The following is a 10,172-nucleotide window of genomic DNA, read 5'->3' as shown; positions in this document are numbered from 1 at the left end:
GGCACACGCCGGGCGCGGCGGGGGGGGGCGGACGCGGCGGGGGCGGACGCCGGGCGGGGCGGTGGAGGGGGCAGACGCTGACGCTCGTACGCGGCCCCGCCCGGCGCACGACAAAGCCCCGGCCGCGTCTCGGCGACCGGGGCTCCGCCCTACGTCTGTGACACCGGCCCGCCATGCTCGCCTCGCGGCAAGTGGGCGCTCGAAGCGCCTATGGTTGGGCCCGGGGGCTTGGATCGAACCGGTGCCACGTCCAAGGTAACAAAGCCTGGGGGCGGGGCAATTCCCCGCGGCCCAGGTTTTTCCCGCGTGACGCTGGGTGAGCATCCGCGGGCAGCGCCGGGCGAAGCGCTCAGCAGCGGGAGAACCCCCGGTCGCCGCCGCCCGTCACCCGGAGTGGCCCGGCGGGGCAGATCGCGATTCCAGGCGCTTGAGCCAGCCGTCGAGGTGGGGGCAGTCCGCCCGCAGGGCGGCCAGGCCGAGCAGTCCGATGGCGTCCGGGCCGTCCACGACCTTGCGGTACGTGGGGTGCGCTTTCAGGAGGCGCTTGGAAGGGGCGGTGTCGGCCCCACCGTTCACCAGCTCGGGACCGCCTGCGGCGGCCACTTGGGAACGCAATGTGCCCGCCAGCCGTGGCTCCGCGAGCAGTTCGGCAAGCTCGTCCGCGGCGGCGAGCACCCATGCCTCGGTCTCGTGGAGGGCGAGGAAGGGCAGGAAGCGCGGCTCGCCGATCGCGTCGGCCATCGCGGCCTCCACGTGGGCGACGCGGGCGTAGGCGTCACCGGCCGGGGCCCCGGAGAGGCCGGGCGTGCCGGACGGCAGGCCGTAGAGGTCCAGCATCGTCGTGACGGCGTCCACGGCCGAGTTCCGCAGGAGCCCCCGGATGTCGTGCTCGATCCTGGGCCACTTGCTCACTCCGCCCTTGTCGTGGGGCTGTCCTGCTGCTCGCCGGGTCTTGAGCATGACCGGCGTGATCCAGATGTCCGAGGCGAGCAGTTCCGGCTGGAAGACCTGCTGGACCAGCCGCTCCTCGGTCGCACCCTCCACCAGTACGTGAACCTGACGCATGGCTGGGCCTCACCCCTGCCGCTCGGGCCGGGGACGGCCGCCCAGCAGGTTCTTCAACCACAGGTCACCGAGTGAGTAGTCATCGAGCCAGGCCGCCAGCGCCTCCGGCTCGGGCCGGCGCAAGCGCGTGGCGCCGTCCTCCCGCTCCGCGACGACGATGTCGTCGAGCCCGAACTGGTCCAGGAGCGTCACGGACTGCGTGGCGGCGAGGATCTGGCTGCGGGCGGACGCCGAACGGAACATCTCCGCGAGGACGGTGAGGGCGAAGGGATGCAGGCCCAGCTCGGGTTCGTCCAGCACCAGCAGTGCGGGCGGCTGCGGCTGGAGCAGGAGGACGGCGAGGCAGACGAAGCGCAGCGTTCCGTCGGACAGCGCGTCGGGCGGGAAGACGGTGTCCGACCCGTACTGCTTCCAACGGAGCAGTACGCGCCCCGCGGCGTCCTCGGTGAGGACGAACTCGCGGAAGAAGGGCGCGACCGAACGCACCGTACGCACGATCTGCTCGTAGGCCGCGGGGTGCTCCTCGCCCACGCGTCGCAGGAAAGCGGCGAGGTTGCCCGCGTCCGGGTGCAGGACCTCCGTGTCGGAGGCGTAGCCCGGTTGCTTGACCGGTGCCTGGGGGGTGGTGTCATCGAAGTGGTAGACACGGCAGCCCCGCAGCATCTCCAGCGTGTGCCGGGCGACGCCGGCGGCTCCGTCCGTCCGCGACGCGGCCGCGTCAGCCAGACGCGACTCGGCATGACCTCGGCCGATCTCGTCTCTCATCGGCTGCGCGCCACGCGAGGTGTCGTGGAATTCCACAGCCTCGGAGCCGAAGATCAGATCGCCCCGGTGGGTGGGCACCAGCGCCGCCTCATAGGCATGCACGAGGTGATCGTCGTCCGCCTCGACCCGCAGCCCGATTCCGGCGGCCCCCTTGGGCCCGTCGTGGAAGAGGGCCGCGGCCCCGCCGCGCAGCCCGACCTCCATGCCCAGTTCCCCCTCCACGAGGCGGCCCAGCAGCTCGACGGCCTCGATGAAATTGGACTTGCCCGCTCCGTTGGGACCGACGAGCAAGGTGACCGGGGTCAGCGCCAGCTCCACCTCATGGATCGACTTGTAACCGCTGACGGCGATGCGCCGAACCCTGTGTGACATGGTCATCAATGTAGCGAGCCACGGAGCGCGGCCCTGGGCGCCCGGCGGTGCCGCGCCGCGATGAGGAGGGGCCGGTCCCCTGGCTCAGGGCCTCGCGCCCCGCCGGGCTCGCGTGCACGCGGTGAAGGCTCGGGGCGAGATCCGCAGGAAGGGGCCGGCCGGGGCCCTTCGCGTCGCGAAGCGGGAGAGCATCGGCGGCGGAGAAGGCGGCCTCCTCCACGCAGTTGTCGCCGCGAACGCCTCCACCAGTTCGCCGACCGATGGGTCGGGGGTCCGGGCGAGCAGGGCACCCAACGCTGGCCGTGGAGCGCACGTTCGCCCATCTGCACTGGTTCCGTCGCCTGCGGATCCGTGGGGAGATACGTGAGGACATCCGCGAAGCCTTGCTCACCCTGGGATGCGCGCTCATCTGCTGGCGACGCCTGAAGGCATCTCGGTAGGAATTCTCAGGTGATGTCGTCGACAAGAGCCTCAAGGTGGCGCTCTCCGTCGCGGGTGTGTGCGCCGGCGGCCAGTGCAGCCTTGGCAAGACGGGCTGCGGCGGGCTCACTGAAGAGTCCGCTGAGAAGCTCGTTGGCCTTCCGCAGGCCGTGAGTGGTCGACTCGACCGCGGTGTCGACCGCTTCGGTCGCGGCGCGGGCGACGCCGGGCGGCAGAGCGGCGATGCGGGCGGCGAGGGTGTCGACGACGTGGTCGAGCTCGGTGTCCGGCACAGCCCGGTTCACCCATCCGATCCGTTCCGCGGTCGCGGCATCAATCAGCTGCCCGCCAAGGATGATCTCCAGGGCGCGTGCGCGACCCACGAGACCGGGCAGGTATGCCGTGCCTCCCGCGCCCGGGATAATTCCCAGCCGGCACTCCATCTGGGCCATCCCGGCGTGCTCGCGCGAAGCGAACCGCATGTCCATCGCGGACAGCAGTTCCGCACCGCCGCCGCGTGCCAGTCCGCGGAGCTTGGCGATGGTGATCTGCGGCAGCGACCGGATGCGTTGGTGGAGCCGCATCATCGGGTTGAGGGACTGGTCTTGTTCGGGCGCAATGGGGAGGTCAACGAATGTCGCGGGGTCGTCGGCGGTCGTCATATCGCCGTGCGCGACGAAGAAGTCCGGGTCCGCGCTGTCAAAAACGATCACTCGGATGTCGTGGTCGCCGGACATGGCGTCCGCGAACCGGTCCAGGTCTGTCATCAGGGCGGCGTCGAGCAGATTGATGGGAGGGTTGTCGATCACGACGTGCGCCACGCCGCTGCTGAGAGAGACCTTGAGGGTCGAGTATGCGTCAGTCATGATTCCTGTCTTCACGTCTAGGCATCAGGTATCCGATGTATATCTAGTAGTACTGATACACTTCAACGAAATCAGGTATCACGGGAGAGACCGACGTGCCCGAAGTGAAGCTCAACGGCAACGGTCGGCAGTTGCTGGACCAACTCTTTGACAAGTGGTCCTTGCTGGTACTCGCCGCACTGTGCGACCACCCCCGACGCTTCAACGAACTCCGGCAACACATGCCCGCTGTCACCCCGAAGTCACTGACCGCATGCCTGCGGCGACTGGAGCGCAACGGCATGGTCGAGCGAACGGTCGTGTCCACGGAACCGGTGGCGATCGAATACCGCATCACCCCCCTGGGCCGGACCCTGCGGTCCCCTGTGCACGCCATGCTGGAATGGGCCGTCGGCCACCTCGACGCGGTCGAAAGCGCCCGCTGTCACTACGACGAGCAACGTGTGGACAAGTGACATCACGGCATGTACTCGCACAGGACGACGCTGTTCACCTCAACGGTCCCCCAGCCGAACCGGGCCAGCGCCCAGGGCTCATCCACGAACCTGCTCGCCCGACCCTCGCCGCACCGTCGCGCGCCGAGGGCCACGAGGCGGGCCCTTAAGCCACGTCGCGTGTCCGGGTATTGAGGCCTCCCGCCTGGTGACCGGGATCGGTCAACGGATGCCTGTTCACTCCGGCGCACGACGAAGCCCGCCACCCCAGACTTCCAGGGCGGCAGACTTCGGCGCTGCGTCAGCGGGTCGCCACGGCTTCGATCAGCGCGGAGAACGCCTCCGGCGAGACCAGCAAGGCCGGACCGGCGGGGGCCTTGGAGTCACGGACCGGGACGGCGGTGGGGTGACCGAGGCCGATCTCGACGCAGTTGGCGTCCCGCCCATTCGCGCACGTATCACTACGCACCGGGGGCGCGCCTCTTCCCTGTTCGAGGGCTCGCCGCGCCGGGCCGGCCGACGATCAGGCTCGGGCGGCGATGCGCTCCCGCAGTTCGGCTGCCGCAGCGGTGCCGGGAAGACCGGAGAGGCGAGCCGCGACGTCGCCGAGGCCGTCGTCGATCCGCACCGAACGCACGCCGTCGGCGCAGTCGAGGAACTCCTTCCAGGTCGCGAGGGCTGTTTCCGTGTCACCGCGCTTCAACTGGACGTGGCCAAGATCGGCGAGGACAAGCGCACGGGTGCGCTTGCGGTCCAGGCCGTGAATGTCCAGGGCGAGGCGCAGGTATTCGTCCGACGCGTCGAGGTCGCCCAGCCTCGCATGGATCATGGCGGAGTCGTGCGCCCACCGGCCGTGGCTGTAGTGGCTCGCCCAGGACTGCCCCGGCCGCGTGGGCGCCTGCTCGATGGCGGCCTGGGACTCGGTGAGCAGGCGGGTGGCGGTGGCGTGGTCCCCATCGGCGGCGGCTGCGCGAGCGTACGTGTTCCGGTAGTAGGCGAGAGCCTTGGGATTGCTGAGCTTGCGGCCGCGCCGCTCACACGCCTCCGCGAGGCGCACGGCGGTGGGGATGTACCCGAGATCGAGGGCCTCTTCCGCGAGGCCGCGCAGCGCGGTCGCCGCGAGCTCGTTCTCACCTGCCTCGGCAGCCAGACGGTAGCTGTGGACGTGGTACCGCTGGCTGAGCCCTTGCAGCCCCTCGTCACGTGCCATCCAGCCGATCAAGTGCACGAGTTCGCTGGTGGCGGCGAAGAGTTCACGCCCCGTGGCCTCTGTGTAGCGGCCGTCGAGCCACCGCTTCACATCGACGGTCAGGTAGCGGACCGCGAGGTGACGGGCGTGGCCACCACCGAGTTCGGACGCCGCGTCACCGAGGGTGGCGGTCATCGTGCGCACGGCAGCGACCTCCCCTCTGCCGACCGCGACGGGCCCTGTCCGATTGGCCCGGCGGAGGATGGCCTCGGCGTCCGGCAGTTCGAGAGCGGCCAGACCGACAGCGGCGGAGGCCGAGAGGAATTGTCGTCGGTCCACGTCGCTACCTCCCAAGAGCATGACCGAGGTCACGGTATCCACTCGGGTGGTCGAGCCTTCCTTCGGCTCGGAGAGGTCGATGGCGAGTACCTGCTCGATGAAGGGCAGCCACACCCGAGGAGCCCGTAGGTCCTTCTCCCAGCGATACACCTGTTGGCGGTCGCAGAATCCGGTTCTCCCCCACCGCGCCACTGACAGTTCGTCCGCCAGTTTCTCCTGACTGCACCACGGCCGCCGGGCCTCGCGCGCGGCCCGGATGCGCTGCCCGATGGTGCTTGTCGGCATGTGGGATCCGATCCCTCGTCAGGTACTGGTTCACATCTGGACTACAGGTGACAGACATTCTGGCAGCTACGCATACCTCTCGTACGGGCATTGACTGAGTGCTCCCGGCCCGGCCGGGCACCCCACCGAGCGCCGCTCGGTAGGACACCCATGGGCGAGGGCATCACCGGCCCCCCACTCCGGAGAGGAACGCGGTCCGTTCACATTCACGAATCCAACGCGGCGTCACCGCCTGCGAGTTGTTCGATTTGTCAGCGGCTCAGGCGCGAGGAGGCCGAGGCCGAGGCGCGGCACGACCACTCGCGGGCTGCCGACTGCCGGGTGCTCGTGCGGCGGCACCCGCACGGGGAGGAGGGCCGGTGAGCGGGGCGGTCGGAGAGGGGCGGGTCGCGGGGCGGGCCGGGGGTCCGGATCAGGCCATCGGGGGGATGTTCTCGACCGACATCGGGACGGCCTACGAGGTCGTCGCCCTGCTGTGGCAGCGGGGCGTCGGGGCGCTGCCGTGCGCGGAGGCGGAGTGGCGGCGGGGGCTCGGTGAGGCGGTGGCCGCGAGCAGGCGGGGGCTCGCGCTCGGGCTGGGGACGACCACGCTCGCCGAGTTGCGTGCCGTCATGGCGCAACTCGCCCATGCCTCGGCGTGGTTGCTCCTGGGATTGCCCGACTACGCGGAGGACCGCGCGATGGCCGCGCTCGTCGCGTACGTACGGGAGCTGCTCGGGCCGGAGCGGCGGCCGACCCGTGCCACTCCCGCCTGGGAGCGGTTCGCGCACATCCGGTTGCTGGCGACCGGGGTGCGGCGGCTCGCCGAGCGCTGCGAGGAACGGGAGGCGGGGCGTCACCCCTGAGGGGGATCGCCGGTGCGGCACCGGTCGGACAGACTCGGGCGAATGGGTGAGGAAGAGGAGCCGCTCGCCGAGTGGGCCGCGCGACGGGACGAGCGGGTGGGGCGGCTCAGGGTCGTGCCGCTGTACGAGGGGCGGAGGCCGCGCGGGGCGCACGTGCGGCCCCGGGAACCGCGCGTCGTACAGCGGTGGAGCGGGTACGCGTGGGAGCCGTACGCGGTGACGCGGGATCTCGCGGAGGCGTTGCGGCTGGTCCGTCCGCCGGTGGAGGAGCCGCGGGACTGCCCGGCGGAGGAGTCGCCGGGGGCTCTCCGCTCCGGGCGGGGGCGGCACCGGGAGCCGCCCCCGTAGACGTCAGTCCCTCAGCAGGTCCGGGACTCCGTTCTCGTCCGGGGCGTCGCGGTCACCCGCCACCACCGTCAGGCGCTGGGTCGCGCGGGTCAGGGCCACGTACAGGACGCGCAGGCCCACCACCGACTCCTCGGCGATCTCCGCCGGGGCGGCGACCAGCGTCGCGTCGTACTCCAGGCCCTTCGCCTCCAGGCTGCCGAGGGCGACGACGCGGGGGCCGAGACCGGCGAGCCAGCTCGCGGCCTCCCCGCGGCGGTTCATCGCGACCACCACACCGATCGTGCCTTCCACCTCGCCCAGCAGGCGTTCGGTCTCGGCGCGGACGGTGGCCGCGAGGCCGCCGTGCTCGGCGGCGACGACGTAGCGCGGGGCGAGGCCCGTGGAGCGGACCGCGCGCGGGGGCTCGGTACCGGGCATCGCGAGGGCCAGGACCTGGTTGGCGACGGCGGCGACCTCCGCCGGGTTGCGGTAGTTGACCCTGAGCGTGAACCGGCGGCGCGGGCGGGTGCCGAGGGCTTCGTCGCGCGCGGCGGCGGCCTCCTCCGGGTCCGGCCACGAGGACTGGGCGGGGTCGCCGACGACGGTCCAGGTCGCGTGGCGCCCCCTGCGGCCGACCATGCGCCACTGCATCGGTGTGAGGTCCTGCGCCTCGTCGACGATGACGTGCGCGTACTCCGTGCGCTCGGCGGAGAGCCGTTCGGCGCGTTCGCGGCGGCTCTCCTCGCGCTGCGGCATCAGCTCCTCCACGCCGGTCAGTTCGGCGAGCGCGTCGTAGGGGCGGGGGCGCTTGGGGGGTGCCGGGGCGCCGAGCACGGCGTGCAGTTCGTCGAGCAACGCCACGTCGTGCACCGAGAGCGGGCCCGCGCCCGTGTCCGGGTCGAGGCGTCGCAACGAGCGTGCCACGCGCCGTACTTCGCCCTGGTCGAGCACCCTGCGCGACCAGCGGGCGAGCCGCCGCTCCGAGGCCATCGCGGCGAGCACGCGGCGCGGCTTCAGCTCGGGCCACCAGGCGTCCATGAACTCCGTGAAGGAGTCCTCCGACGTGATGTCCTCGTCGAAGGCGGACCGCAACTCGGCGGCCAGTTCGGGGTCGTTGTGGCGGTTCGCGCCCCCGGAGCGCTCCCACAGGGCGTCCAGCAGGAGGCGGCGGGCGCGCGGACGCAGGTAGTTGATCGGACCGCTGCCAGAAAGGGCGGTGCGGCGGACGGACTTGAGGGCTTCCGGGCCGAGTTCGACCCGGCGGCCGAAGGCGACCACGCGCAGGCGCTCCGGCGGCGCGACGGGGCCGCCCGGGGCGGTGAGCGCGAGCTGTCCGTCCGCCTCGTCCTCCTCCGTACCGGCCAAGGCACCGGCCACCGGCAGGTCGAGCGTTCCCCTCGCCGCGCGGCGCAGGACCCCGCCCATGCGGGCGCTGCCCTTCACGCGCGCGACCGCCGGGGAGTCGTAGGCGCTCGCGCCGCCGGGGCCCGCCGCGTCGTCGGCGAGGTCGCCGAGCGCGCGGATCGCGACCTGGCCCTCCTCGCCGAGCGAGGGCAGCACGCCCTCGGTGTAGGCGACGAGGAGCGGCGTCGGCGAGACGATGAGGATGCCGCCCGCGTAGCGTCTGCGGTCCTGGTAGAGGAGGTAGGCGGCCCGGTGCAGCGCCACGGCGGTCTTGCCGGTGCCGGGGCCGCCCTCGACGAGGGTCACGGACGCGGCGGGGGCCCGGATGACCATGTCCTGCTCGGCCTGGATGGAGGCGACGATGTCGTGCATCGCGTGCCCGCGCGAGCGGCCGAGCGCGGCCATCAGCGCGCCGTCGCCGACGGCCGGGAGCGGCGCGCCGTCCAGGAAGGCGGTCAGCTCGGGGCGCATGAGGTCGTCCTCGACGCCGAGGACGCGGCGGCCCTTGGAGCGGATGACGCGGCGGCGCACGACGCGGCCGGGGGCGACGGGGGTGGAGCGGTAGAAAGGGGCGGCGGCGGGGGCGCGCCAGTCGATGACGAGGGGGCTGTAGTCGGTGTCCAGCACACCGATACGGCCGATGTGCAGCGTCTCGGCGATGTCCGCCGTCTGATCGGGGCCGATGGCGTCCTCGGCGACCTCGACGGCGGTGTACGCGCCGTCCGGGCCCTTCTTGCCGTCCTTGCCCGCGAGGAGGTCGATGCGGCCGAAGACGAAGTCCTCGAACTCGTTGTTGAGGCGGTTGAGGTGGACACCGGCCCGGTGGACTTGCGCGTCGCGCTCCGCGAGGGCGCCGGGGGTGCCGACGTGGCCGAGCTTGGCCGCGTCCCGCATGAGGAACTCGGCCTCGTCGATCTTCTCCAGGAGGCGGCGGTAGGCGCGGTCAAGATGCTGTTGTTCGACGCTGATCTCGTGGTCGCGTGTATCGGCCACCGAGGCCCCCTTCAGATGGTGCTGAGCAGCCGTCCACCGTACGCGAATCCCTTCGGGGGGCGGGAGGGGGCTCGCCTTTCCGCCGGGGGGCGTGTTTACGCGGGTGCGCCTTTGCGGGGCTCCGCCCCACACCCCGCTCCTCAATCGCCGGAGGGGCTGGGTGAGTGCGGGGCGGAAGATCAAGCCCCTCCGGCGATTGAGGAGCGGGGGTTCGGGGGCGGAGCCCCCGTGGCGGTGCGCCGACGGTGGCGGGCCACGCGCTCCCTGTTGCCGCAGACCTCGCTGGAGCACCAGCGGCGGCGCTGGCCGCGGGACGTATCGAGGTAGACGAGCGGGCAGCCCTCGCCCTCGCAGCGCCGCAGCAGCGCCCTGCGGCGGGGATCGGTGAGGAGGGTGAGGGTGTCGCGGGCGAGGAGGGAGAGCACGGCGGAGAGGGTGGGCGCCGAGTGGAGCGTGGCGACGAGGCGGCCGTCGTGGGCGCGGGCGGCCTGCGGGACGGGCGGCGCGGCGAGCGCCATCGCGTTGAGGCGGTCCAGCGACTGCGGGGCACGACGGCCGCCGAGGCTCGCGTCCACGAGCCGGCCGAGGTGGCCCCGTACCTCCCGCGCCGCCGCCAGCCAGTGCGGTTGCGCCTGCGGGAGCGGCCCGCGCGCGGGGAGCAGCCCCGCGCCCACGCACCAGCCGACCACGTCCTCGCCCGTCACGAGCCGTTCGACCGGATGCCCGGTCGCGAGCAGATCCAGACAGGGCCGCCCGGCGTCGTACCGGAACGGCGCGGGGACCACGGGGAGCAGCGACATGTTCGTCTCACCGCCGAGGGGGTGGGGGCCAGCGGGGTCGGGGGCGCGCGACACCAGGGGGCCGGGGG

General features: G+C 72.2%; 11 protein-coding genes. 4 read left to right on the top strand and 7 right to left on the bottom strand.

Features of this window, described 5'->3' with window-relative positions:
- Positions 1-384: 384 nt before the first annotated feature.
- From IF99_RS0129040 to IF99_RS0129030, 3 genes are all read right to left on the bottom strand, one after another.
- Positions 385-1,065: a DUF4276 family protein gene (locus IF99_RS0129040; protein ID WP_031001190.1), complete on the bottom strand. Its 681-nt coding sequence runs from the start codon at positions 1,063-1,065 to the stop codon at positions 385-387.
- Positions 1,066-1,074: 9 nt separating this feature from the next.
- Positions 1,075-2,202: an AAA family ATPase gene (locus IF99_RS0129035; protein WP_078655333.1), complete on the bottom strand. Its 1,128-nt coding sequence runs from the start codon at positions 2,200-2,202 to the stop codon at positions 1,075-1,077.
- A 446-nt stretch (positions 2,203-2,648) separates the two neighbouring features.
- Complete coding sequence (locus IF99_RS0129030; RefSeq protein ID WP_031001186.1) at positions 2,649-3,488, bottom strand: enoyl-CoA hydratase/isomerase family protein; 840 nt, start codon at positions 3,486-3,488, stop codon at positions 2,649-2,651.
- A gap of 95 nt (positions 3,489-3,583) precedes the next feature.
- Here IF99_RS0129030 and IF99_RS0129025 point away from each other — a divergent pair, with 95 nt between their 5' ends.
- The gene (locus IF99_RS0129025; protein ID WP_031001184.1) at positions 3,584-3,943 is read left to right on the top strand and encodes a winged helix-turn-helix transcriptional regulator; all 360 of its coding nucleotides are present in this window, start codon (positions 3,584-3,586) and stop codon (positions 3,941-3,943) included.
- 280 nt (positions 3,944-4,223) lie between these two features.
- On the opposite strand, the gene IF99_RS0129015 is transcribed toward IF99_RS0129025, so the two are convergent.
- Both IF99_RS0129015 and IF99_RS0129010 read right to left on the bottom strand, forming a co-directional pair.
- A complete protein-coding gene (locus IF99_RS0129015; protein ID WP_031001182.1) occupies positions 4,224-4,391 on the bottom strand; it encodes a DUF397 domain-containing protein in 168 nt (55 codons plus the stop codon).
- A 54-nt stretch (positions 4,392-4,445) separates the two neighbouring features.
- Entirely contained in the window at positions 4,446-5,564 is a 1,119-nt protein-coding gene (locus tag IF99_RS0129010) for a hypothetical protein (RefSeq protein WP_031001180.1), read from the bottom strand.
- A 321-nt stretch (positions 5,565-5,885) separates the two neighbouring features.
- Between IF99_RS0129010 and IF99_RS35870 the strand changes: the two genes are divergently transcribed.
- Genes IF99_RS35870 through IF99_RS0129000 form a run of 3 tightly spaced genes read left to right on the top strand, consistent with a single transcriptional unit; the run spans position 5,886 to position 6,928 of the window.
- The gene (locus tag IF99_RS35870; RefSeq protein ID WP_078655332.1) at positions 5,886-6,098 is read left to right on the top strand and encodes a hypothetical protein; all 213 of its coding nucleotides are present in this window, start codon (positions 5,886-5,888) and stop codon (positions 6,096-6,098) included.
- Entirely contained in the window at positions 6,095-6,580 is a 486-nt protein-coding gene (locus IF99_RS34205) for a hypothetical protein (RefSeq protein ID WP_037827957.1), read from the top strand. The genes IF99_RS35870 and IF99_RS34205 overlap by 4 nt, the downstream gene beginning before the upstream one ends.
- Before the next feature lie 42 nt (positions 6,581-6,622).
- Positions 6,623-6,928 (top strand): DUF6087 family protein, encoded by a 306-nt coding sequence (locus IF99_RS0129000; protein ID WP_031001178.1) that lies wholly within the window; start codon positions 6,623-6,625, stop codon positions 6,926-6,928.
- A 3-nt stretch (positions 6,929-6,931) separates the two neighbouring features.
- On the opposite strand, the gene IF99_RS0128995 is transcribed toward IF99_RS0129000, so the two are convergent.
- Together IF99_RS0128995 and IF99_RS0128990 are read right to left on the bottom strand one after the other, a co-directional pair.
- On the bottom strand, positions 6,932-9,304 hold the full coding sequence (locus IF99_RS0128995) for a HelD family protein (protein ID WP_031001173.1): 2,373 nt from the start codon (positions 9,302-9,304) through the stop codon (positions 6,932-6,934).
- Between the two features lie 179 nt (positions 9,305-9,483).
- The gene (locus IF99_RS0128990) at positions 9,484-10,104 is read right to left on the bottom strand and encodes a CGNR zinc finger domain-containing protein (protein ID WP_031001167.1); all 621 of its coding nucleotides are present in this window, start codon (positions 10,102-10,104) and stop codon (positions 9,484-9,486) included.
- Positions 10,105-10,172 lie beyond the last annotated feature (68 nt).

The organism is Streptomyces sp. NRRL F-5630 (assembly GCF_000719475.1).
GTDB lineage: Bacteria > Actinomycetota > Actinomycetes > Streptomycetales > Streptomycetaceae > Streptomyces.
The sequence above is the reverse complement of the archived record's forward strand: the minus strand, read 5'-3'. Positions and strand labels throughout refer to the sequence as shown.